Annotated in this window: 24 protein-coding genes; 9 read left to right on the top strand and 15 right to left on the bottom strand. The window is 64.3% G+C overall.

Features of this window, described 5'->3' with window-relative positions; translation table 11 throughout:
- The first annotated feature begins 1 nt into the window (after position 1).
- The 8 genes from GGQ68_RS10740 to cyoD are packed head-to-tail and all read left to right on the top strand — an operon-like array spanning position 2 to position 8312.
- Positions 2 to 718: a DUF1003 domain-containing protein gene (locus GGQ68_RS10740; protein ID WP_183965838.1), complete on the top strand. Its 717-nt coding sequence runs from the start codon at positions 2 to 4 to the stop codon at positions 716 to 718.
- The gene (mprF, locus tag GGQ68_RS10735; protein WP_183965837.1) at positions 705 to 3293 is read left to right on the top strand and encodes a bifunctional lysylphosphatidylglycerol flippase/synthetase MprF; all 2589 of its coding nucleotides are present in this window, start codon (positions 705 to 707) and stop codon (positions 3291 to 3293) included. Before GGQ68_RS10740 ends, mprF begins: the two co-directional genes overlap by 14 nt.
- Positions 3294 to 3302: 9 nt before the next feature.
- On the top strand, positions 3303 to 3626 hold the full coding sequence (locus GGQ68_RS10730; RefSeq protein WP_183965836.1) for a YidH family protein: 324 nt from the start codon (positions 3303 to 3305) through the stop codon (positions 3624 to 3626).
- Positions 3613 to 4338 carry a rhomboid-like protein gene (locus tag GGQ68_RS10725; RefSeq protein WP_183965835.1) on the top strand — a complete coding sequence of 242 codons (726 nt, stop codon included), beginning with the start codon at positions 3613 to 3615 and terminating at the stop codon, positions 4336 to 4338. The genes GGQ68_RS10730 and GGQ68_RS10725 overlap by 14 nt, the downstream gene beginning before the upstream one ends.
- Positions 4335 to 5294 (top strand): cytochrome ubiquinol oxidase subunit II, encoded by a 960-nt coding sequence (locus GGQ68_RS10720; protein WP_183965834.1) that lies wholly within the window; start codon positions 4335 to 4337, stop codon positions 5292 to 5294. Before GGQ68_RS10725 ends, GGQ68_RS10720 begins: the two co-directional genes overlap by 4 nt.
- Positions 5291 to 7384: a cbb3-type cytochrome c oxidase subunit I gene (locus GGQ68_RS10715; RefSeq protein WP_183965832.1), complete on the top strand. Its 2094-nt coding sequence runs from the start codon at positions 5291 to 5293 to the stop codon at positions 7382 to 7384. The genes GGQ68_RS10720 and GGQ68_RS10715 overlap by 4 nt, the downstream gene beginning before the upstream one ends.
- Complete coding sequence (locus tag GGQ68_RS10710; protein WP_183965830.1) at positions 7381 to 8010, top strand: cytochrome c oxidase subunit 3; 630 nt, start codon at positions 7381 to 7383, stop codon at positions 8008 to 8010. Before GGQ68_RS10715 ends, GGQ68_RS10710 begins: the two co-directional genes overlap by 4 nt.
- Entirely contained in the window at positions 8007 to 8312 is a 306-nt protein-coding gene (gene cyoD / locus GGQ68_RS10705) for a cytochrome o ubiquinol oxidase subunit IV (RefSeq protein WP_183965828.1), read from the top strand. The genes GGQ68_RS10710 and cyoD overlap by 4 nt, the downstream gene beginning before the upstream one ends.
- 4 nt (positions 8313 to 8316) lie before the next feature.
- On the opposite strand, the gene GGQ68_RS10700 is transcribed toward cyoD, so the two are convergent.
- The 15 genes from GGQ68_RS10700 to GGQ68_RS10630 form a co-directional block, all read right to left on the bottom strand.
- Positions 8317 to 9858, bottom strand: coding sequence for a DHA2 family efflux MFS transporter permease subunit (locus GGQ68_RS10700; RefSeq protein ID WP_183965826.1), 1542 nt, complete (start codon positions 9856 to 9858; stop codon positions 8317 to 8319).
- The gene (locus GGQ68_RS10695; protein ID WP_183965824.1) at positions 9855 to 10859 is read right to left on the bottom strand and encodes an HlyD family secretion protein; all 1005 of its coding nucleotides are present in this window, start codon (positions 10857 to 10859) and stop codon (positions 9855 to 9857) included. Before GGQ68_RS10695 ends, GGQ68_RS10700 begins: the two co-directional genes overlap by 4 nt.
- 63 nt (positions 10860 to 10922) lie before the next feature.
- Positions 10923 to 11072: a DUF3096 domain-containing protein gene (locus GGQ68_RS10690; RefSeq protein ID WP_183965822.1), complete on the bottom strand. Its 150-nt coding sequence runs from the start codon at positions 11070 to 11072 to the stop codon at positions 10923 to 10925.
- Positions 11069 to 11593: a DUF1269 domain-containing protein gene (locus GGQ68_RS10685; RefSeq protein ID WP_183965821.1), complete on the bottom strand. Its 525-nt coding sequence runs from the start codon at positions 11591 to 11593 to the stop codon at positions 11069 to 11071. The genes GGQ68_RS10690 and GGQ68_RS10685 overlap by 4 nt, the downstream gene beginning before the upstream one ends.
- A 31-nt stretch (positions 11594 to 11624) precedes the next feature.
- Positions 11625 to 11894: a 3-ketoacyl-ACP reductase gene (locus tag GGQ68_RS10680; RefSeq protein ID WP_183965820.1), complete on the bottom strand. Its 270-nt coding sequence runs from the start codon at positions 11892 to 11894 to the stop codon at positions 11625 to 11627.
- A 25-nt stretch (positions 11895 to 11919) separates the two neighbouring features.
- Positions 11920 to 12702, bottom strand: a complete 783-nt coding sequence (locus tag GGQ68_RS10675) for a 3-hydroxybutyrate dehydrogenase (RefSeq protein ID WP_183965819.1) — start codon at positions 12700 to 12702, stop codon at positions 11920 to 11922.
- Positions 12699 to 13337 carry a cytochrome b/b6 domain-containing protein gene (locus GGQ68_RS10670; RefSeq protein WP_183965818.1) on the bottom strand — a complete coding sequence of 213 codons (639 nt, stop codon included), beginning with the start codon at positions 13335 to 13337 and terminating at the stop codon, positions 12699 to 12701. Before GGQ68_RS10670 ends, GGQ68_RS10675 begins: the two co-directional genes overlap by 4 nt.
- Before the next feature lie 6 nt (positions 13338 to 13343).
- Positions 13344 to 14090: an acetoacetate decarboxylase gene (locus GGQ68_RS10665; RefSeq protein ID WP_183965817.1), complete on the bottom strand. Its 747-nt coding sequence runs from the start codon at positions 14088 to 14090 to the stop codon at positions 13344 to 13346.
- Complete coding sequence (locus tag GGQ68_RS10660) at positions 14077 to 15210, bottom strand: DUF3734 domain-containing protein (RefSeq protein ID WP_183965815.1); 1134 nt, start codon at positions 15208 to 15210, stop codon at positions 14077 to 14079. Before GGQ68_RS10660 ends, GGQ68_RS10665 begins: the two co-directional genes overlap by 14 nt.
- Positions 15211 to 15386: 176 nt before the next feature.
- Positions 15387 to 15794 (bottom strand): hypothetical protein, encoded by a 408-nt coding sequence (locus GGQ68_RS10655; protein WP_183965813.1) that lies wholly within the window; start codon positions 15792 to 15794, stop codon positions 15387 to 15389.
- A gap of 402 nt (positions 15795 to 16196) precedes the next feature.
- Positions 16197 to 17081 carry a mechanosensitive ion channel family protein gene (locus GGQ68_RS10650; protein WP_183965811.1) on the bottom strand — a complete coding sequence of 295 codons (885 nt, stop codon included), beginning with the start codon at positions 17079 to 17081 and terminating at the stop codon, positions 16197 to 16199.
- A 110-nt stretch (positions 17082 to 17191) separates the two neighbouring features.
- Complete coding sequence (locus GGQ68_RS10645) at positions 17192 to 17575, bottom strand: nuclear transport factor 2 family protein (RefSeq protein WP_183965809.1); 384 nt, start codon at positions 17573 to 17575, stop codon at positions 17192 to 17194.
- Between the two features lie 395 nt (positions 17576 to 17970).
- Complete coding sequence (gene ilvD / locus GGQ68_RS10640; protein WP_183965807.1) at positions 17971 to 19821, bottom strand: dihydroxy-acid dehydratase; 1851 nt, start codon at positions 19819 to 19821, stop codon at positions 17971 to 17973.
- A gap of 272 nt (positions 19822 to 20093) precedes the next feature.
- Positions 20094 to 21158 carry an FAD-binding oxidoreductase gene (locus GGQ68_RS10635; protein WP_183965804.1) on the bottom strand — a complete coding sequence of 355 codons (1065 nt, stop codon included), beginning with the start codon at positions 21156 to 21158 and terminating at the stop codon, positions 20094 to 20096.
- Positions 21159 to 21162: 4 nt separating this feature from the next.
- Complete coding sequence (locus GGQ68_RS10630) at positions 21163 to 22395, bottom strand: aromatic ring-hydroxylating oxygenase subunit alpha (RefSeq protein WP_183965802.1); 1233 nt, start codon at positions 22393 to 22395, stop codon at positions 21163 to 21165.
- Between the two features lie 145 nt (positions 22396 to 22540).
- Here GGQ68_RS10630 and GGQ68_RS10625 point away from each other — a divergent pair, with 145 nt between their 5' ends.
- Complete coding sequence (locus tag GGQ68_RS10625) at positions 22541 to 23422, top strand: LysR family transcriptional regulator (RefSeq protein ID WP_183965801.1); 882 nt, start codon at positions 22541 to 22543, stop codon at positions 23420 to 23422.
- Position 23423: the final 1 nt, after the last annotated feature.

The raw sequence follows: 23423 nt of genomic DNA, 5'->3' as shown, positions 1-23423 counted from the left end.
CATGAAGACAAAAAACGACGGCCGTGGATCCCACGCCACCTGCCATGTCTGCAACAAGTCATTCCCTGCATCCGCGCTGCAACCCTGGATCGGCGTCCGGCCGGGGGTCTCTGCCCTGATCGTGCAGGAGGCGCCCGGCTGGGCCGATGGCAAGCGCATCTGCAAGGCCGATCTGGCACGGTTCCGCAGGCTGTATGTCGAGCGGTTGCTCGAAGGCGAACGCGGGGAGCTCGATGCGCTCGACCGACAGGTTCTGGCCAGCCTCGAAGCGGGGCAGCCGATCTCTCGCAGGCCCGAGGACGACGTGGAAGAACGCGCCACCTTCGGCGATCGCCTGTCGGACCGGGTGTCGGAATTCGGCGGCAGCTGGACCTTCATCACCGGGTTCTGCGCGGTGCTGGTTGTCTGGATGATCGCGAACGAGCTTTTGCTCGGCCCGAAACCCTTCGATCCCTATCCGTTCATCCTGCTCAACCTGGTGCTGTCCTGCGTGGCCGCCCTTCAGGCACCGATCATCATGATGAGCCAGCACCGGCAGGACGCCAAGGACCGGCTGCGCGCCGAAAACGACTACCGGGTGAACCTGAAATCCGAACTTGAAATCCGCCTGCTGCACGAGAAGATCGACCACCAGCTTGCGCATCAATGGGAAAGACTTGCCGAATTGCAGCAGATACAGATCGACCTTCTGGAGGACGGCGTGAATGGCCGACGCTAAGACCCCGACCGTCGTGGCACGCGTGCTGCGCGTGATCGAACACCCAGCCGTCAAGATCGTGATCCCGGTCATCATCGGCATCATCGCCGTGGTCGTGCTGCACAAGCTGGCGAGCCATGTCAGTTGGGCAGACGTGCGCGGCGACCTCGCTGCGCAACGTCCTTGGGTGCTTCTGGCGGCGCTGGGCTGCACCGCCCTGAGCTTTGCGGGAATCGCGGCCTACGATTTCCTTGCCATGCGGGCCGTCGCGCCAAAGGCCATGCCGGCCCGCGTGCCGATGGTTTCCGGGGCGGCGGGCTATGCCATCTCCGGCCTGCTCGGCGTGTCATACCTGACCGGCACAGCGGTCCGCTACCGCGTCTATTCGGCCTTTGGTCTGGATCTGGTCAAGGTCTCGGCGGTGGTTGCGATCTCCTGGTCGGGCTTTGTCTCCGCGCTGCTTTTGCTCTTCGGCGCGCTGCTGACGCTGCACCCCACCGGGTTAAGCGCGATCCTGCCGATCCCGGAGCTGGTGGAAACCACGCTCGGATCTCTGCTTCTGGCTGGATATGCCGGCTACCTGATCTGGTTGGCCACCGGCCAGAGGCGTCTGCGCTCACATGCCTACAGCCTTGATCTGCCCCGCCCCACGCAGGCCCTCGGCCTCACTCTGGCGGGCCTGCTCGATGTCTCCGGTGCGGCCCTGACGCTGTATGTGCTGTTGCCTGCGGACCTCGGACCAAGCTTGCCGGTCTTTGCAACCGTCTTCGTTGCGGCCGTCATGCTCGGCATCCTCAGCCACGCGCCGGGGGGCCTCGGCGCTTTCGAGGCGACCATCATCGCCGGGCTCGGCGCCGCTGGCCGCTCCGATGTTCTGGCGTCGCTTGTACTGTACCGCCTGATCTACACCGTGCTGCCCTTCGCAATTGCGGCCTTTGGGCTGGCCATTGCCGCGACCCTGGCAAACCGGGGCCGGTTTCATGTCGCGTCGAGCACGCTCTGGCGGGCGCTCAAGCCCGTGGTTCCGATCCTGGCGGCGGCTCTGGCGATGCTCGCCGGGATCGTGCTGCTCATCTCGGGCACCCTGCCCGCCGAAGGCACCCGGCTGGAGCTGTTGCGCGACGTGGTCCCGTTGGGCGTCATCGAAGCGTCCCACCTTGTCGGCAGCCTCGTGGGTGCGCTTCTGATCGTCGTGGCGGCGGGGCTGTACCGCAAGCTCTACCGGGCGTGGCTTTTCGCCATGGCCCTGATCGGCATCGGGCTGGTCGCGTCGCTGGTCAAGGGGCTCGACTGGGTCGAGGCGCTGTCGATGGCGGCGACCTTCGTGACGCTGGGGCTGCTGCGACCTGCCTTTTACCGCGCCGAAGGGATCGCGCTGTTCCGACTGGACCGGCGGTGGATTCTCAGCATCCTCGTCCTGGCCGCGGCGATCTTCTGGATCGGCCTGTTTGCCTATGACCATGTCGACTACCGCAACGCCCTGTGGTGGCAGTTCAGCTGGAACGGCGACGCGTCGCGGTTCCTGCGCGCCAGCCTGATCGTGGCAATCGTCCTTGCGGCCGTCGTCCTCAACTCGATCATCAGCCACCGCCCCGCGATCCGGGAACTGCGCGAGATCCCCGACGTCGTGCGCAGACTGGTTGCAAACAGCGAGGATACAGAGGCCAACATCGCCCTCACAGGGGACAAGCTGTTCCTCGTCTCGCCGGACGAGACCGCATTCATCGCCTACGCCGATACCGGCAAGTCACTGATCGCCAAGGGGGATCCCGTGGGCGAGGTGAAGGCGGGACAGGCGCTGATCTGGGCACTTCGGGAGCGGGCCTACCGGGCCGGCAAACGGGTGGCCTTCTACGCGGTGTCCCCGACCTACCTGCCGACCTACCTCGATCTGGGGCTGTCGATCCTGAAGATCGGCGAGGTCGCGCGCGTCGACCTGCGCGGCTTCACGCTGGACGGATCAAAGCGCAAGGACCTGCGGCAGGCCCGCAACCGCGCCGCCCGCGACGGCTTTGTCTTTGCGGTGATTCCCTGCGCCGAGACGGGGCCGATCCTGCCCGAGTTGCGGCACATCTCGGACGCCTGGCTGGCCCGCAAACAGGGAGAGGAAAAGGGGTTTTCCCTCGGGGCTTTTACCGAAGGATACATGCGCAATTTCGACGTGGCCGTGCTGCGCGACCCCGACGGCCGGATCGTGGCCTTTGCAAACCTCTTTCAGGGCGCCAACCGGCACGAGCTGTCGCTGGACCTCATGCGCTATCTGCCTGAGGCCCCGCATTTCGCCATGGACGCGCTGTTTGCCGAGATGCTGCTCTGGGGCGCCGAGACGGGCTATCGCTGGACCTCGCTGGGCGCCGCGCCCTTCGCCGGGGTCGAGAACCGGGAGCTTGCACCGCTGTGGAACCGCATCGGCGGCTTCATCTACGAGCACGGCGAGCATTTCTACCGCTTCGAGGGGCTGCGCGCCTACAAGGAGAAGTTCGACCCGGTCTGGTCGCCCAACTACCTCGCCTGCCCCGGCGGACTGGCCGCGCCGCAGATCCTCTACGAGGTCAACGTGCTGGTCTCGGGCGGGCTGCGTGGATTGATGAAATAAGGGGGGCTTATGATCGTCAACTTTGAAACCCATGCCTCGAACGAACGGACCTTCCTGTCATGGGTGCGCACCGCCGTTGCCATTGTCGGCTTTGGTCTTGCGGCGGCGCGGCTGAGTGCGCGTGCGGAACCGCTTTGGTCGACCTATCTGCTCTTTGCCGCAGGCGGTGCCGTGGTGATGATCGCCTGGCTGCGGATGCGTCACAAGCGCAGGCGGATCGACCTGAAAGAGCAGCTGCCCGACGATGACGGCCCGGCCGAGACCTTCCTGCTGTTGCTCGTCATGGCCCTGTTCGTATTGCTCGGGAGCTTTGCCGTCCATGTCGCGCCCTGATCTGCCGATGCTGTCGTCCTGCACGGCCCTCCTGCGGCGGGTGCCGTTCACCTGTGCCTTTCTCGCAGTCATGCTGGCCGCCAATGGCCTGGCCGGGACGTTCTCGGGGCACATCGATCAAAGCGTGCTGGCCGCGCGGGGGATCGGCGTGGAGGCGTTGCGCGACGGGGATCTGTCGCGCTTTGTCTCGGCTATCGTCTTGTCGCATGACCTGCCGATGCTGCTGCGCCAGCTCCCCTTCGCAGCCCTGGTGATCGGCCGGGCGGAATGGCTCTGGGGCACATGGCGCGCCGCCGGGCTGTTCTTTGCGGTCGATGTCATGGCGACCCTGGTCCTCCTGGCCGCCGTCGCACAGGTCCCTGCCCTTGCAACGCTGGCGGAGACGACGGACGTGGGCATGTCGCTGGGCGGCTTTGGCGTGATCGGTGTCCTGATCGCCACCTGGCGCCATCGCGTCCCCGCCGTGATCGCGATCCTCGCCCTCGTGGCCGTCAAATATGCACTTGCGCCCGAGCCACTTGCAGACGCGGGGCACGTCATCGCCCTGACCCTCGGCTTTTGCCTCGGTCTTGGCAGAGCGTACATCCCCGGTCTTGAAAAGGCAGCGGATATCGCTCACCAAGACCCATCACACCGGTGGGCAGGAAGACAGGCCGCTGAAAGGCGCGCCCGGCGACCTGCCGCCCCTTGCCAGCAGGATGGACAGCAATGAGTTTTCGGCAAGCTTCCATAATCACCTCCCTGTTGGGCTGCCTTGCCCTTGCGGCGTGCAGTGGATCGGGGGACACGTTCCTGATGCCCGGCGGTCCAATCGCGGCCGCGCAACGGCTGGAGCTGTTAAAGATCCTCGGGTGGACCATGATCGCGATCTTGCCGGTCTTCCTGCTTGTTCCGATTCTGCTCTGGCACTTTCGCTATCGCAACTCCGCGGCACGCTACACGCCGGATTGGGACAGGTCATCCGTGCTCGAGGTGCTGATGTGGGGCGTCCCGCTTGTCATCGTGGCGGTGCTGTCGGTGCAGCTTTTCCGGACAACCCACGCGCTCGACCCTTACAAGCCCATCGCCTCTGACAATCCGCCGCTCAGGGTCGAGGTCGTGGGCCTCGACTGGAAATGGCTGTTCATCTACCCCGAACTCGGCATCGCCACCGTCAACGAGCTGGCCTTTCCCGAGCAGACCTCTGTCGCGCTGGACCTGACAAGCGACACCGTGATGCAATCGTTTCTGGTCTCGGCGCTGGCGGGGCAAATCTACATCATGCCCGGGATGCGCACGAAGCTGCATTTCCTGGCCGACGCCCCGGGCCGCTTCGAGGGCGAGAACACGCAGTTCAACGGCACCGGCTTTGCACAGCAGAAATTCCGTGCCGTCGCGATGGAGCGGGCCGATTTCGACGCCTGGGTCGCGCAGGTCAAATCGGACGGCGTGCCGCTGACGGCCGAGCGCTACGCCGTGCTTGCCGACGCCTCCACCGGGGCCGAGGCGCAAAAGCGGATGGCCGCAGAGGGCCTGCCCGAAGGCGTCATCCACTTCTCGTCGGTCGAGGGCGATCTGTTCGACACCGTCCTGCACCGCTACATGCACGGAACGCCCGTGCCCCCCTCGGCCCAGCCCGGTGCCCAGGAGTATGATCCGCAGACAGAGGCAGGAGAGCCCACCCAATGACCGACGCACTCTTCGGCCGGCTCGACCTGTCGTCCCTGTCCATCTGGCACGCCCTCCAGGACCCCACCCCCAGCGAGCTGGTCGCGGCGGGGGCCGCCATGGCCGTGATCCTCGGCGGGCTTGGCGTACTGGTCCTGCTGACCTGGTTCCGGCTATGGGGGCCGCTCTGGCGCGACTGGCTGACCAGCGTCGACCACAAGCGGATCGGCATCATGTATTGCGCGCTGGCGCTCATCATGCTGGCGCGCGGGGTCATCGAGGGCGTGCTGATGCGGACCCAGCAGGCCTTTGGTCTGGACGGAGGGTTCCTGACACCGGACCATTTTTCCCAGCTGTTCAGCACCCACGGCACGATCATGATCTTCTTCGTGGCGATGCCCTTCATCGCCGGGGTCATCAACTACGTCATGCCGTTGCAGATCGGCGCGCGCGACATGGCGTTTCCGGTGATGAACCAGATCAGCCTTGGCCTGACGGCGACGGGGGCTGCGCTGGTGATGATCTCCCTCGTGCTGGGCAAGTTCTCGACCGGGGGCTGGGCCAATTACCCGCCCTACACGGGGGCCGATTTCCAGCCCGGACCGGGGCCGGATTACTGGATCTGGGCCATCACGCTGGCGGGGATCGGCACGACGCTGTCGGGCATCAACTTTGCCGTCACGATCTACAAGGAACGCGCGCCGGGGATGCACTTCCTGCGGATGCCGATCTTCTGCTGGACCGTGATCTGCACCTCGATCATCATGATCTTCGCCCTGCCCCCGCTGACCGTGGCGGCGCTGATGCTGGCCGCCGACCGCTACCTGGAGTTCCACTTCTTCACCAACGATCTCGGCGGCAACATGATGAACTACGTCAACCTCTTCTGGCTGTTCGGCCACCCGGAGGTCTACCTGCTGGTCATCCCCTGCTACGGCATGTTCTCCGAGGTGATCACGACGTATTCCGGCAAGCGCATCTACGGCTACATGTCGATGGTCTATGCCACCATGTCGATCGCCGTGCTCAGCTTCTGCGTCTGGCTGCACCACTTCTTCACCATGGGGCAAAGCGCCAACGTCAACGCCGCCTTCGGCATCGCATCCATGGCCATCGCCGTGCCGACGGGCGTGAAGATCTACAACTGGATCGCCACGCTCTTTCGCGGTCGGGTGCGCATGACGGTGCCCATGATCTATGCGGTCGGGTTCTTCTACCTCTTCACCATCGGAGGTCTGACGGGCGTGATGCTGGCCAATCCGGTGATCAGCTACCAGGTGCACAACACGCTGTTCCTCGTGGCGCACTTCCACAACGTGATCATTCCGGGCGTGCTGTTCGGATTGCTGGCAGGCTATCACTACTGGTTCCCCAAGGCCTTCGGCTTTCGCCTGCACGAGGGCTGGGGCCGCGCGGCGGCTGTCTTGTGGATCGTCGGCTTCTCCTTCACCTTCCTGCCGCTCTACTGGCTGGGTCTGCATGGCATGCCGCGCCGCTCGCCCACGTTCGCCGAGCCGTCCTTCCAGCCGATGATGTGGCTTGCACTCTTTGGCGCGGCACTGATCCTGTCGGCGCTCACCTGCCTGGCGATCCAGCTCTGGATCAGCATCCGCCGCCGTGACCAACTGGCCGTGCCGCTGGGCGACCCCTGGGACGGGCGCGCGCTGGAATGGTCGATCCCCTCGCCGCCGCCGCCCTACAACTTTGCCGTGGTGCCACACGTCACCGCCCGCGACGATTTCGCAGAGGCCAAGGCCGCGGGCCGCGCCTATGCCGAGCCTGAAGCATACGAAGACATCGAGATGCCGAACAACACGGCCATCGGCCTGATCGTCTGTGTCTGCTCGACGCTGATGGGGGTTGCGCTGGTGTTCTGGATCTGGTGGCTCGCCGTGCTGTCACTGGCGGTGATGCTGCTGGCCTTGGTCGGCCGCACGTTCCACACCCGGAACCACCACGTCATCCCGGCCGCCCGGGTCGCGGCAGAGCATCGCGCGTGGCTGGCCAAGGTTCAGGCGGCCACGGCAGTGGACCGGCTTCAGGAAACCCACACCCGCAACATGGGCCGCGCCATGCCGGAGCGCCCAAATCGGACCGAGGCCGCAGAATGAGCACATCCAACCTCCACCCCGGCCTCAACCTCGGGGACCATCACGGCGAAGCCCATGAGGGCGCCGAGACCATCGTTTTCGGCTTCTGGATCTTTTTGATGAGCGATCTGGTGATCTTCGGACTGGTCTTTGCGTCCTATCTGACGGTCGCCAACCCGATGGGCATGGCAGGTGGCCCCGGGCCGGAGGATGCCTTTGACCTGGCCAGCATCTTTGCCCAGACAATGATCCTGCTCACCAGCAGCCTGACCTTCGGCTTTGCCACGCTGGCGATGCGGCACGAACGCGGGCGGGCGGCGATTGCCCGCTGGCTGGGGGTGTCGTTGCTGCTTGGGCTGGTGTTCCTCTCGCTGGAGCTGCGGGACTTCGCCCACATGATCGAGGCCGGCGCGGTGCCCCAGCACAGCGGCTACTGGTCGGCCTTCTGGGGCCTTGTGCCGCTGCACGGGCTGCACGTCGCCGTGGGTTGCCTGTGGCTCATGGTGATGCTGGCGCAGATGGCGACACTCGGTCTGATCCCGGTGGTCAAGACGCGGCTCTTGCGGCTCGGCCTCTTCTGGCACTTCCTCGACCTGATCTGGGTCGCGATCTTTTCCATCGTCTATCTCGGAGGGCTGATGCCATGACCGATCCTGACCACAGCAAAGAGGCCCGGTTCTATCTGGCGGGCTTCGGTCTTGCCCTGACGCTGACGCTGGTGCCCTTCGCACTGGTACATTGGGCACTGATGGAAGGGCGCGCGCTGGCGATCACGATTGCGGTGCTGGCCGTGGCGCAGATTGTCGTGCACCTGCGCTTTTTCCTGCACATCGACCTGTCCCGCCAAAAGCGCGAGGACCTGCAACTGATCCTGTTCACCGTTCTGCTGCTGGCCATCATGGCGATCGGCACGCTCTGGATCATGGGAAACCTCGCGACCCGGATGTAACGCCTCAGTGCGCCGCCACCGGCGCTGCCTGCGGATTGGGGCGTTGCAGGATCAACACCACCGGCAGCATCGCAAAGGCCGCCACCCCGGTCAGCCAGAAGGCATCCTGAAACGCCAGCAGGCTGGCCTGCTGCTGGATCTGCGCGGCGATCTGCGCGGCCCCTTCGGACGAGGCAGGGTCGAGGTTCAGCGGTGCCAGCCAGGCCCGCGCCGCGGCATCGAAAGGCGTGATGCCTGACGCCAGCGTGGCATAGTGGAACTGCAACCGGCTGGCGACCTGCCAGCCCACCAGCGCGATCCCCACCGACGAGCCGAGCGAACGTGTCACGCCGTAGATGCCCGAGGCTTCGTCCTGCCGGTCCGGGCCGATGTTCTGAAAGGCCAGCGTCGACATCGGCACAAAGAACAACCCCATGCCAAGTCCCGACACCACGCCGGGCCACGCCAGGTTCCAGAAACCCGCATCGAGGTTGAGCAGACCCAAAAGGATGTTGCCCGATCCCGTCAGGATCAGCCCCACAACCAACAGCTTTCGCGGATCGAAACGCGTGACCAGCACCGATCCCGTCAGCACCATCGAAAAGCCCGCCGCGATCCCGCGCGGAATAAACAGCCTCCCCGCATCCAGCACCGGATAGCCCAGCAGGCCCTGCACAAACAGCGGCAGGATCGCGATGGAGCCGAACATCGCCACGCCAAAGCCCAGAATGGCCACGTTCGCCCCGGCAAAACTGCGGTCGCGGAACAGCGAGAAGTCGATGATGTTGTCGCGCTTGCCACGCCCGCGCAGGACGAAGCTCACCGCACAGGCGACGAGGGTGATCGCGGCGACCTGTATCAGCTTCGAGGCGAACCAGTCACGGCTTTCCCCGAGGTCAAGCATCAGCTGCAGCGACGCGATGGCCCCCACCATCAGCGACAGCCCGACCCAGTCCACGGTGATCCGCTTGGTGTCCTCGGACTTCAGCTCCCCGGTCATCATCGTCAGCGCGAAGGCCGCGATGGGCAGGTTGACGTAAAACACCGCACGCCACGAGAAATACTCGGTTAGCAACGCGCCCAGCGTCGGGCCGAGCACCGGCGCCACCACGACGCCAAGACCGAAGAAAGCCATGGCCTGGCCGCGCTTTTCCTTGGGAAAGCTGTCGAACAGGATGGATTGCGAAAGCGGGATGAGGAAGGCGCCGAAGATGCCCTGACCCAGACGGCAGGCGACCATGATCTCGACGCTCCAGGACAGCCCGCAAAGCGCCGAGAAGGTTGCAAACCCCACGATGGCCGTGATGATCAGCCGCCGCCGCCCGAACCTGCGGACGAAAAAGCCGGTCAGCGGCATGACCACGACCGAGGCGACGATGTAGCTTGTCAGAATCCAGACCGTCTGGTCGTTTGTGATGCCGAAGGCCGCCTGGATCTGCGGCAACGCGACGTTGACGATGGTGCTGTCGAGCACCTCCAGCACAGCCGTCAGCACCACGGCCAGAACGATGGTCCAGCGCACCGCGCCCGCGCCGGAGGCCCCTTCCGAAACAGCTGCGGCACTCATTTCGCGGTGTCCAGACCGGAGGTATCGACAGTCACGCTGGTGCTCGCGCCGACGCGCAGCTGCAGGGCGGGATCGTCAGGCCGGGTGTCGAGGGCGATCCGCACGGGAAAGCGCTGTGTGACCTTGACCCAGTTGCCGCTGGCGTTCTGCGGCGGCAGCAGGGAAAACACCGCGCCGGACCCGGCACCGAGGCTCTGAACCGTGCCGTCCAGCGTCAGGCCCGGATACATGTCGATGTCGACCGCCACAGGCTGGCCGGGACGCAGGCGCGCCAGGTCGGTTTCCTTGAAATTCGCGTCGATCCACCAATCCCCGTCCTCGACCAGCGAGAAAAGCGGCATGTTCGGTGCGACCAGCGCGCCGGGCCTCAGATCGAGGTTCGACACCCAGCCCGAGACCGGGGCCGTCACTTCGGCCCGCGCGAGGTTGGTCTGCGCCAGGGTCAACTGCGCCTTGGCCGCGCGCACCGCCGGGTTGTCATCGCCTGCCTGTCCGGCGCGTTCACGGGCCGACGCCAGCGCGGATTGCGCGCTGTCGAGCGCGGCCTTGGCCTGATCGCGCGCGGAGGTGGCCTGATCCAGCGCCGCCTGCGCCACATCGCCCTTCTGGAACAGCGTCGCCGTCCGGTCAAAGCTGTCCTGCGCATCCTTGAGCGCCGCCTGCGCGCTGTCGACCTGGGCCGAAACCGAAGACAGGTCGGTGATCGCCGCGCTGGTTTGCTGCATCGCAGCCTCATAACTGGCCTGAGCGGCCTGAACCTGCTGCTCCAGATCGGTCGTGTCGATCCCGAACAGCACATCACCGGCCGCGACATGCTGGTTCTCGATGACCGCAACGGTTTCGATCGCGCCACCGACCTGCGGGGCGATGGTCAGCACATTGGCCTTGAGGTAGGCGTCATCGGTCGAGGGGTGGATGCGCTCATGCTGCCACCAAAGCCAAAGCCCGCCCCCGACGGCGACGACGGCAACAGCAAGAATGATCAGTTTCAGGTGTTTCATGGTGGCCCCTGCCAGATCGCGACGGACCCCGATGGTGGTGTCCGTCGCCGAGTATGTTGGCGCTCAGGCGCCGAAGAGATGCGGGAACAATCCGGCCAATCCGAACAGGATCAGGTAGCCGGCGATCACGTAGTTGAGGAGCCGCGGAACGATCAGGATCAGAACCCCCGCGATCAGTGCCAGCAGCGGCTGGACGAACACAACGGACGTCATGCCTGCTCCGGCGCGGTTGCGCCGACCTCAGCCTTGTGTGCTTCGTCAAAGGCGCGCCGCAGATGGTTTTCGGCATCGGTGTCGAGGTTGGTGCGCAACACGCGCCCGCCGTGTTCGCCCAGCCGCTCGATCACCCTGTCGGAGGCATTGGTCCGCACCATCATGAACAGCGCAGCCTGCCCCGGTTGCAGAACGCCGCCAACCTCTTTCATGAAGTCGTCGTTGATGCCGTAATCGGTCAGCGCGCCCGACAAAGCCCCTGCCCCGGCGCCGACGGCGACACCAAGAAGCGGGTTGAAGAAGATCATCCCCACCAGCAGGCCCCAGAACGCTCCGCCGGTCGCCCCGGCCGTCCACATGTTGACCATCTGGTTGAGCTTGACGTTCCCTTCTGCGTCCGCGACGGCGACAACCGCGTCGGCCACATCGACCAGGTATTCCCCGGCCATCTTCATGAGGTCGGCGCGGGCCTCTTCTGCCTTGTCGGGCGTTTCGTACCCGATGACGATCAGTTCGGACATGACGGTCTCCTTTTCAAAACTTGTGGGGTTGTCAGTTGGATGCGGTGTGCGAGGTGTCGAAGCTGTCGAGCCACTGCCGCACCGAGCGTTCGAGGTCGGTCACGTGATGGCCGTGGGCCTCGTCATCGGCGGCCTCGTCGTCCAGACGGGCCTGCAACCGCGCGTACCGCTCCTTGAGCTCTTTTGACGTCAGATGCGCTTGGTCATGGTACAGATGCGCGTGGTCGCGAAGCTTCTGCTCCGCCGCGTGGATCTTGCGTCCGAGCGCTGCAAGGCGGTCGTGAAGGGGATCTTTTTCCATTGTCGGTCTCCTGTTCCCGAGGGTCTCAGTTCATGTACCAGCCGTGGCTGACCACCAGCGACTGGCCGGTCAGCGCGTTGGTCGGGAAGGCAGCGAAGACATGCGCCACTTCGGCCACGTCCTCGATGGTGGTGAATTCCTGGTCGACGGTCTCGCCCAGCATGACCTTGTTCACGACCTCCTCTTCGGAGATGCCAAGGTCACGCGCCTGTTCCGGGATCTGCTTTTCCACCAGCGGGGTCTTCACGAAGCCGGGGCAGATCACGTTGGCGCGGATGCCGTGCTTTGCGCCTTCCTTGGAAATGACGCGGGCCAGCCCCAGCAGACCGTGCTTTGCCGTCACGTAGGCGGACTTCAGGGCGCTCGCTTCCTTGGAGTGGACGGAGCCCATGAAGATGATCGACCCGGACCCGGCCTTTTGCATATGCGGCATCACCGCCTTGGAGGTCAGGAAGGCCCCGTCGAGATGGATCGACAGCAGCTTTTTCCATTGGTCGAAGGGAAAATCCTCGATCGGGTGCACGATCTGCACACCGGCGTTCGACACCAGCACGTCGATCTGGCCCCATGTATCGATGACCTTGGCCACACCGGCGTTGACCATATCCTCGTCGGTGACGTCCATCTCGACGGCCATCGCCTCGCCCGGGCCGTCGGCGGTCAGCGCGTCGGCGGTCTTTTGCGCCGCGTCGAGTTTCAGGTCGGCGATGACGACCTTGGCGCCGTCGGCGACGTAGCGTTTCGCGATGCCAAGGCCGATGCCACTTGCCGCGCCGGTGATGATGCAGACTTTATCCTTGAGGTTCATTTGCTGGTTTCCTTCTTGGTCGCGGTGTGGAGGGACCACATCTCGCGCAGGTTGAAATCGGTGAAGATGTGCTGGAGGACGGCGAGGCCCGCGTGGCCGATCAGGTAGGCCCAGGCGAGGTTCGCCAGCGCTTTGTGGATCTCCAGCATGACGCCTGCCAGACCGCCGGTGTGCGCGTCGCCGCCGCCGAAAAAGTAGAAGACCGTGCCGGTGGCGGCCATCGCGCTGATCAGCAGGATGCCCAGCCCATGCACGGCGCTGGCCAGCGGGCTGGCGTCGTCATGGGGCGGCAGGCGCATCTGGCGCAGTGTCGCGGCATGGTGCTTGATGTCGGACCAGAGCGCCGCGCGCCTTGGACCCGAAAACCACGGGAACAAGAGGCCGCCCGGCGTGCCACGCTTGCGGGCCGTCAGGACGATCCAGAACAGCACGATCAGGGCAAAGGCGGCGAGGCCGCCGTATTCGTGGATCTCGTACCAGAGGTTCCCGGCATGGCCGTCCTCTGCAGGTTCCATCACGAGGCTGACCAGAAGTTGCGTCACGACGGCAAGCGCCAACCCGGCATGGACCAGTCGCGTGGTCCGCGTGTGGCGGGACGTGCGGGGCGTCGCGGTGGAAGGGGCTGCGGCAGGCATGGTCGCTTATCCTTTCGCTGGCAGGTAGTCGTGGACGACCTCGCCCAGACCAAGCGTCAGGTCGGTCATCAGGTGCACGGCCGACACGACCTCCCGCACAGGCAGCTCGGCCACCGGGGCCAGCGCGTGCTGGTGAAGTTCAAGACCCGCGGGACCTTCCCAGGCGCCCTTGAGGGTCACGTCCTTGGTGTAGTAGCGGACCAGTTCGCAAATCCGTGGTGTGCAATCGACGTGCGGGATGACCTTCAGCATGAAGTTCGGCGCCTCGAAGCCCTTGAGCACCGCGTCGTGGTCGAGCGCGCGATGCTTGTAGCCCATCGTCCCCGTCGCAACCCGGACGGAGCCCACGTCCAGCGTGCCCACCAGCGTGTCTTTCTCGACCCGAAGCGCCGGATCGGCGAGCTTCTTCGGGAAACCCCAGATCTCGCGCCCCCCGGCGATGGGCGCATCGTCGTTCAGGAACATCGAATGCACATAGCCGCCCGCGACGCCGTCCAGCGTCACCGGGATGACCTGGCCGCTTTCGGTGTAATCCCCGAAACCGGTGCTGTCGGGCATCCGGATGAATTCGTATTTCACCAGCGGCTCCGGGATCTCCAGCGGCTCGGGCACCACGCGGCGCAGGGCCTCCATGTCGGTGCGGTAGGTGATGGTCAGGAACTCGCGATTGACGAAGCGGTACGGCCCCTTGGGATAGGACGGGCTGGTGACAGGCATGGCAAAGGCGTTTGCGAGAAGATCAGAGGCGTTCATGGTCAGGGTCCTTCAGGTTTTCCGATGTGCCAAGGTCAAAGACGTGCAGGCCGTCAGCGCCCACGCAGCGGGATGTCCAGGTTTCGTGTGTCAGCGTGCGGGTGACGTCGCCGCGCCCCGCCGCCCAGTGGTCCGTCATCGACTGGCGCGAGAATTCGTAATCTTTGGTGCCCCCCTCAAAGCCCTGCTTGCGGTGGATCAGATGCACCAGCGTCACGGGACATGACGGCCCGGCCTCGCGCAGAAGCGCCAGATCAGGATCGTCCTTGAGCGTGTCGGGCAATTTCGCCGCCAGCCGCTCTGCCGCCGCCTGCAACGCGTGCAGCTGGCGGTAACGGTCCGTGGTCAGGCGCGTGCGGCTGGAATACTGGATGTCCTTCTGGCGCTGCTGCACGTCGATCACATCGACCGGAAGCCCGCCGCGCGCATTGAACAGATCGACCTGGAAAATGCACAGCGGCGCGTCGCCCTCGGCCCGCTCCATGACGTATTGCAGAGGCGTGTTCGACACGAGACCACCGTCCCAGTAGAAACGACCGTCGATCTCCACCGGAGGAAAGCCCGGCGGCAAGGCACCGCTGGCCATGATGTGGCGCGCGTCGATCCGCGTGTCGCGGCTGTCGAAATATGTGAAGTTCCCGGTCTCCACGTCCGTCGCCCCGACGCAAAGCCGTGGGCCGGTCGCGTTCAGCAGGTCGAAGTCCACCAAGTCGTTCAGCGTCGCCTCAAGCGGGGTGGTGTCATACAGGCTCAGCGCCGGCGCGGGAGCGAAGGGCCAGAACGCGACGGGCATCCGCGGCCTGAAAAAGCCCGGAGCGCCGATCATCGACACCTCGGCGGCGGCGAATTCCGAAAAGGCGCGGCGCGCGGAAGCGGTCCAGAAACCAAACGATTGTGGCGTGTTCGAGGTGATCCTGTCCCAGAACGCTTCAAGCGCGGCAACGCGGTCTTCCTTGCGGTTGCCGCAGATGAGCGCGGCGTTGATCGCCCCGATCGAAATGCCGGCGATCCAGTCAAAGTCGAAACCGGCCTCGTCCAAGGCCGAGAAGGTGCCGGCCTGATAGGCGCCAAGCGCTCCGCCCCCCTGCAAGACCAGTGCGTTGAGTTCGGTTGAGGCCATGTCCGTCGTCCCTTTCGCGCAGCGGGTGCTGCCGTTGAACAACATCTAGGGAGCCACTTCGTCACCAGACTTTCGGCAACCTTACATCCACGACATATTCTCCAAACCGTTATGAATAATACGAAAAAACCCGCCACCAAGGGTGACGGGCTCTCGCATTCGGGGCTGGGGACCGGTCAGTTTCCGTAAAGCCACCCCTGCTTTTCATAGGACTGGTCCGGCGCACCACCAAAGACCGCGTCATACACCTCGCTCTCGAAGGCGCGCACATTCGACTCGCTGCGGTGATCCTTCGGCGCATCGGTGTTGAGATAGGTGCAAAAGGCCGTGATCATGATATCGGCGACATCTGCATCCTTGGCCTCGGGATAGTCCGCGCGGATATCTTCGGCGACCTTGCGCAGTGATGTGCCGTCCAGCTCGGCTTGTCCCACCGTTTGCGCAAGCTGTGACAGGTCAAAAGGCTCCGCGTCAGCCGCGGTGAACACGGGCGCAGGCGCGGGGCAGTCCAGCGGTTGCGCCGAGGCGAGCATCGGGGCCGACAGGCACAGGGCCGTCAACAGCGGAAGCAGGGGATGTTTCATGAGGGTGTCCTTTCAGATGTCTTGCAGGGCCGTCCGTGAAGGGCCGCTTTGGGGCCAAGCCGCGCGGCGGGCGACCGAACCGGCACCCTGATTGCTTCGTGACGCGGGGCGATCAGCGCAGGGACGATCCTCTCGGTCAGATATTTCAGGCAGAGTGTCAGCATGTGGGGCCTTTGGCGCGGGTTGCTTCGATAGAACCTTTCTGCCTGACCCGTTTGCAGTGGTCTTGTCCGCGACCTTACATTGATGAAAGGTTCAGCCGCGGACCTGCACACCCTCCGGCAACCACGCAGACCGCCGTTCCCGAGCCAATTCCAGCGATGCCGATGCCGCTCGTCGCACTGCTCGCGGCCTGATCCAGACGCTGCAGGGGCCTTTGCACCGTCATAGGAAATCCGCCGATCAATCCCCGTCGGCGCGGTCGTCCCGGTGCAGCGCCTCTGGCACCTCCTTGATCAGGACGTTCTGATAGGCGTAGGGGATCTCGATCCCCGCCGCGTCGAAGCGCTTTTTCACAGCTTCGAGCACCTCGTTCTTCACACCCGCCGCAACGCCGGAATCGGCGCACCAGACGCGCAGGCTGAAATCCACGCTCGACGCGCCCAGATTGGTCACCGGACAGCCGACGACCTCTTCGACCTGCGGCAGGCCGGACGCGACCTCGAGGATCAGCGCCCGCGCCCTGTCGATGTCAGACTCGTAGCCCACCGAGATCGGAACGACCGCCATCGTCCGCGGTTCACGCGCCGACAGGTTGATCATCGTCATGCTTGAAATCGAGGAGTTCGAGATGATGACCCGGCGGTTGTCGTAGGTCTTCAGCATCGTGTAGCCCAGCGACACGTCCTCGACGATGCCGGTTTCGACGCCGGTCGGCGCGTTGATCTGCAACTTGTCGCCAAGGCGGAACGGCCGGTAGAAGATCAGGCTGAAGCCCGCCACGAAGTTTGACAAGGTCGATTGCGCGGCAAGGCCAAAGACCACCGACGCGACCGAAACGCTTGCCAGAAGCGCGGTGGCGACCTTGTCCAGCGCCGGAATCATGTGCGCGTAGAGCATCAGGATCATGATCCAGACAAAGGCGCTCGCCACCTTCGAGAGAAACGCGATGGACATGCGGTCAAGGCGATTGTCGTGATCGCGCGCCACGACCAGACGGATCGTCCGCTTGAGAAGATGCGACAGCACCAGCCCGGCAAGAATGAAAAGCGCAAGGAGGATGAGCGCCCCCGACCATTTGTCAGGATGCAAATGCGTCGCCCAGGTCTGCACGGTTTGCCAGGTCATCGGTTCCTCAATCAACACTCGGGGCGCAGTTCAGCCCAGGCGACCGAAGCACAAGCGGCCAGGACCGTCCAGTGCCGTCGGCGCCCACGCAGGGCGCGACCCCGGATGCGTCAGAACATGCCGTTGTTGTTGGCAGAAACCTTCGGCAGCACTTGCAGCACATCCCAATGTTCCACCACGCGGCCCTCGGCATCGAGCCGGAAGATGTCCATCCCGGCGTAGTCGTCCGATCCCGGCCAGCGCTGTTCGCAATGCAAGACCACCAGGTCGCCCTCGGCAATCACCCGGTGAAAGGTCACGGACTTGCCCGGATATTCCTGCGCCATCCGCTCGAAATAGGTGATGAAGGCGTCCTTGCCGTTCCCCACATGCGGGTTGTGCTGGATGTACTCCGCCCCGGCGTAGCGCGCGATGGCTTCGCGCGGGCGGCACTGGTTGAACATCATGTCGTAAAAGGCCGTGACTGTGGCCTTGTTGGCCGATGGTGTTGGCATGATGCTGCCCTCCCGCTGAAAGCCGAAAGTCTCCGCTGCGCAGGGGCCAGATGCAAGCCTTCGCAGCCCGGCCTCCCCGTATGCGAATGCCTTGTGCAACACGTGTTGGAACGGCCAAACCCGGTCATAAGGACACCGAGGCGCATCGGAACAAAGTCGTCGCAGGGTCACGCCGCATGACCCAGTTACGGCCACCCGTGGTCGCGATGGGGAGCAGCCCTGCGGACGCCAGCGAAAGGCGCTCAATGGCAACCCGACGAAGCGACAGCAGCACCACGCAATACAGTCACCCGCGAGGACCCGCCTTGCGCCTTGACCGGTTGTTCATGCAGGCGGTCCGCTGGTGCAGGCGCAGAAATCGCCCGCGCACCTTAACGATACGCGGGCTGATACACTTACTTCTTCGTCAGCTGGTCCACGTCGCGCACGGCACCCTTGGCCGCCGAAGTGGCCAGCGCCGCATAGGCTTTCAACGCCGAGGACACCTTGCGGGTACGCTTTTCTTCCGGCTTCCAACCTGCCTCGTCACGGGCGGCACGGCGCGCGGCCAGCGTCGCGTCGTCCACGGCAAGGTGGATGGTGCGGTTGGGGATGTCGATCTCGATCGTGTCGCCCTTCTCCACCAGACCGATGGTGCCGCCTTCCGCCGCCTCGGGGGACACGTGGCCGATGGACAGGCCTGACGTCCCGCCAGAGAAACGACCGTCCGTCAGCAGGGCGCAGGCTTTGCCCAGACCCTTCGACTTCAGATAAGACGTCGGATACAGCATCTCCTGCATCCCCGGCCCGCCCTTGGGGCCTTCGTAGCGGATGACCACGACGTCGCCTTCTTTCACCTTGTTGGTGAGGATGTCGCTGACGGCGGTGTCTTGGGATTCACACACATGCGCTTTGCCGGTGAACTTCAGGATCGACGCGTCGACGCCTGCCGTCTTCACGATGCAGCCTTCCTGCGCGATGTTGCCGAACAGAACCGCCAAGCCGCCATCCTGCGAGAAGGCATGTTCCTTGGACCGGATCACGCCGCCTTCGCGGTCGGTGTCCAGCTCCTTGAACCGGTTCTCGGTGGAGAAGGCGACCGTGGTGCGCACGCCACCGGGCGCGGCCTTGAACAGCTGCTCTGCCTCGGGGTTGTTGGCGACCTTGATGTCCCACTTGCCGATGGCCTCGGCCATGGTGGACGAATGCACCGTGGAACAGTCGGTGTGCAGCAGCCCCGCGCGCGACAGCTCCCCGAGGATGGAGAAGATCCCACCGGCACGGTGCACATCTTCCATGTGCACATTCTCGGTGTTCGGCGCGACCTTGCACAGGCACGGGACCTTGCGCGACAGCCGGTCGATGTCGTCCATTGTGAAATTCACCTCGCCTTCGGCGGCGATGGCCAGCAGGTGCAGAACGGTGTTCGTCGAGCCCCCCATGGCAATGTCGAGCGACATGGCGTTCTCGAACGCCTCGAACCGGGCGATTTCGCGCGGCAGCAGACCTTTTTCCTCGCCCTCGTAGTGCCGCTTGGTGATCTCGACGATCTTCCGACCGGCTTCGAGGAACAGTTGCTTGCGGTCGGCGTGGGTCGCCAGCGTGGAACCGTTGCCCGGCAGCGCCAGACCCAGCGCCTCCGCCAGACAGTTCATGGAGTTGGCGGTAAACATGCCCGAGCACGACCCACAGGTCGGGCAGGCGTTTTCCTCGATGTGCTGCACCTGTTCGTCGGTGTAGGTATCGGAGGCAGCGGCGACCATCGCATCCACCAGATCGACCTTCTTGACATCCAGCCCTTCGAGGTCGATCTTGCCGGCCTCCATCGGGCCACCGGACACAAAGATCGCCGGGACGTTCAGGCGCATGGCGGCCATCAACATGCCGGGCGTGATCTTGTCACAGTTGGAAATGCACACGATGGCATCGGCACAGTGGGCATTGACCATGTATTCCACACTGTCGGCGATGACCTCGCGCGAGGGCAGCGAGTACAGCATCCCGTCGTGGCCCATGGCGATGCCGTCATCCACGGCGATGGTGTTGAATTCCTTGGCAACGCCCCCCGCGGCTTCGACCTCGCGGGCGACCATCTGGCCGAGATCCTTCAGGTGGACGTGGCCCGGCACGAACTGGGTAAAGCTGTTGACGATGGCAATGATCGGCTTGCCGAAATCGTCGTCGCCCATGCCCGTCGCCCGCCAAAGGCCACGGGCCCCGGCCATGTTGCGTCCATGGGTGCTGGTTCTGGAACGATAGCGCGGCATGTGATCCTCCGGTATTTGACTCGTGCCCTCATAAACGCCAACGCACCAAAGGTGAAATCAAATTGCACCCTGCCCCGTCATCGCGTGATCGAGACCGGGGCGCGCGTCTTCCTTGACATCGGCTACATCGCGCCCTGCCGGGCAGAAGCGCCCTCACCGACCGTGCGGCGCAGATCATTCAAGGCCGGGCGTCCGATAGGCTTGGCCCGATACAGAACGCAAAAACGGCCGGCACCCCTGCGGGAACCGGCCGTTGCGGGGAACTGATACCGTCAGGCTTCGACAACCACCTTGCCGATAGGGTTGGAACAACACGCGAGGATGTAGCCGTCCTCGATGTCCTCGTCGGTGATGCCACCGTTGTGGACCATGTGCACCGTGCCTTCGGTTTTCTTGATCTTGCAAGTGCCGCAGACACCGAACGTACAGCCGGACGGGATTGCCAGACCAGCGGTGCGCGCCGCACCCAGCAGGGTTTCCGTCTCGGCGCATTCGACGGTCTTGCCAGACAGCGTGAACTCGATCTGAGCCTTGGTTTCTTCGTCCAGCGTGACGTCTTCGGGGAAGTCCTCGGTCGCGCCCACAGGTGCGTGAAAGCTTTCCTGATGGTAGCGGTCCATGTCGAAGCCGAGGCCCACCAGCGCCTCACGCACGGCGGTCATGAAGGACTCCGGCCCGCAGCAGAACACTTCGCGCTCAAGATAGTCCGGCGCCGTGAGACCCAGCAGAAGCTGGTTGAAGTGGCCGCGATACCCGGTCCAGGGCTGGTAGCGGTCCGTCTTGTCCACCACCCATGCCAGCTCGATCCCGGTGATGCGGGCGGCCATATGCTCCAGCCGCTGGCGGAAGATGATTTCCGACGGGCGGCGCGCGCAATTGATGAACACGATGTCCGGGTCCCGGCCCGCGTCATACATCGCCGTGGTCATCGACATCATCGGCGTGATGCCCGACCCTGCGGAGATGAACAGATACTTGGACGCCGGGTGGTTGACGTTCGAGAACGTGCCGCCCGGCCCCTTGGCATTCAGGCGCATGCCCGCGCGCAGATGGTCGAGCATCCAGCGCGTGCCAAGCGAGCCGTCCTGCGCCTTGACCGTGATGGTCAGCGACGTCGGGCGCGAGGGCGAAGAGCTGATCGTGTAGGTCCGGAACAGAGGCCCGCCCGGCACCGGAAGCTCCAGCGTGACGAACTGTCCCGGCTTGTAGCGGAACAGCGCACCGGACGGCGACTGAAAGGTGAAGGTCACGACGTTATGTGCTTCCGGCAGGAAGGACACGCATTCCAGCGGTTCGTCATCGGACCAGAAGGCCAGCGTCGGAGAAATCGCGTTCATTATGTCACTCCGCTGCTACGGCGCGCGGACCCAGCCCGCGCAGCATGGTCTGTTTGTACCAGTCGACGAATTGCACCACGCCGTCTTCCATGACCGGGCTGTAGGGGCCGGACTGGTAGGCGGGCGAGTTGATGCCGAGCTGGTTGTCCTCGACGATCTGGCGGTCTTCGTCATTGGTGGCGAGCCAGACCTCGGTCAGGCGCTTCATATCGTAATCGACGCCTTCGACGGCATCCTTGTCCACCAGCCAGCAGGTGGTGACCTCGGTTTCCTGCGGGCTGATCGGGGTCACGCGGAACGTCAAGGAGATGTCGGGCAGGAAGTGGTTCCAGGTCGACGGGTAGTGGAACTTCAGCAGCGTGCCGGCATCCGGCACCGACACCCGGCCAAGCGGACGCTTGGAGGCGGGCAGCAGGTCCATGGTGTAGGACAGCGCCTTGGCTTCCAGCGGCATCCGCGCCAGACGGTATTGGCCCGCCTCGCCCGCCATCACGAACTTGGACGGTGCTCCGGCGACTTCGCATTTGTCAAAGTGCGCCTGAAGATACGCCGGGATCGAACCATCCGCCGACACGCCCGCGACAGCCGGGTCCAGCGGGAAGGAACGCGACAGCGCCGGATGGGTGCCCGCGCAGTGATAGCATTCGCGATTGTTTTCCCAGACCAGCTTCCAGTTGCCTTTTTCGATGATCGACGACTGATAGGCGACCTTGGCGCGGCTCAGGTCGTGCACCTCCAGATAGGGCTGCGCGAGGTCGGCAAAGGCGTCGAAATCGGGTGCATCATCCGCGAGGCAGATGTAGATCAACCCGGCCAGATTGCGCAGGTGCACCGACTTCAGGTTGTGCTGCGAAGGATCGAAATCCGGGCCCATGTCCCGCGCCCAGATCAGGCGACCGTCCAGATCGTAGGTCCACTGGTGGTAGGGGCAGGTCAACTTGGCGACCGCGCCCTCACGGTTCTTGCACAACACCGATCCCCGGTGGCGGCAGGAGTTGTGGAAGGCACGGATCTCGCCGTCGGCACCGCGCACGATCACCACGTTGTAGGCGCCCACCTGCACCCGCGCATAGGCGCCGGTCTTGGTCAACTGGCACGCGGGAATGGCATACAGCCACTCGCGGTACCAGATATGCTCAAGGTCCTGAGCATAGACATCGGGGGAGGTGTAGAACGCCTGGTCCAGCGAATAGCCGGAGGTCTGTTGCGCCAAAAGCTCGGATAGATCGTGTGACATGGGGGCGGCCTCATTCGAGGAAAGATGATTTCACCTCTTGCGATGCCGATCAATCTGCCGCTCATCAATGGTAAAAAAAATCACCTTGAGTTAGATTAATTCACCTGACACCATTCCCGACACCCAGCCACTCAAAAGCGACACCATGCCACGTCACTATGACCTTCCTTCGCTCAATGCGCTGCTTTGCTTCGAGGCGGCCGCTCGAAATTTAAGCTTCAAAACTGCCGCGACAGAGCTCAACGTCACGCCCGCGGCGGTCAGTCACCAGATCCGGCGACTCGAATCCGACCTCGGCAGCGAGATGTTTCGCCGCCAGCATCGCGGCGTCGAACTGACCGAAGCGGGCGCCTATCTTTTCGTCGCGTTGCAGCGCGGGTTCGAGGGAATCGCCGAAGCCGTGCGCGACGTCCGCGCCGGTCCCGACACGGAGGACGTGGTGGTGCAGACCACCACGGCGGTCAGCGCCTTTTGGTTGACGCCGCAGTTGACCGATTTTTGGAAAGCGCGGCCCGACATCATTGTCTCTCAACTTGTGAGCGATGCGGCCTCGGCCCCCGGACGCGCAGACCTGAGCATCCATTACGGCAGCATGGCCGAGGATGACCCTGCCTGCCTGCCGCTGTTTCGTGACGACATCATCGCCGTCGGCACGTCCGAGTTCGCAGCCACAAGGGGCATCACCTCGATCCATGATCTGCATGGCGCGCCGCTGATTCACGTCGTGGCAGAGGGCATGGAATGGACCGGCTGGTCCGAATGGTTCGCGAAGTTCGGGTTGTCCCCGCCCCCCGGTCGCGGGATCGTGGTGAACAACCACATGATCGCGTTGCAACTGGCGCGGGATGGCGTGGGCGCGGTGCTGGGCTGGACCGGGCTGATTGATGATCTGCTGGACAGCGGCGCGCTGGTCCCGCTGGTGGCAGAGCGCATGACCTCGCCGCAGACCTTCTACCTGCAAACACACACAAAGGCCTCGCGCCAGGCGCTCGTCTTTCGCGACTGGCTGGCCGCGACCAAGGGGTGAC

Origin of the sequence: Sagittula marina (genome assembly GCF_014196795.1) — a bacterium.
GTDB lineage: Bacteria > Pseudomonadota > Alphaproteobacteria > Rhodobacterales > Rhodobacteraceae > Sagittula > Sagittula marina.
Note: the sequence above shows the minus strand (reverse complement) of the source record. Positions and strands in the feature narration are given on the sequence as shown.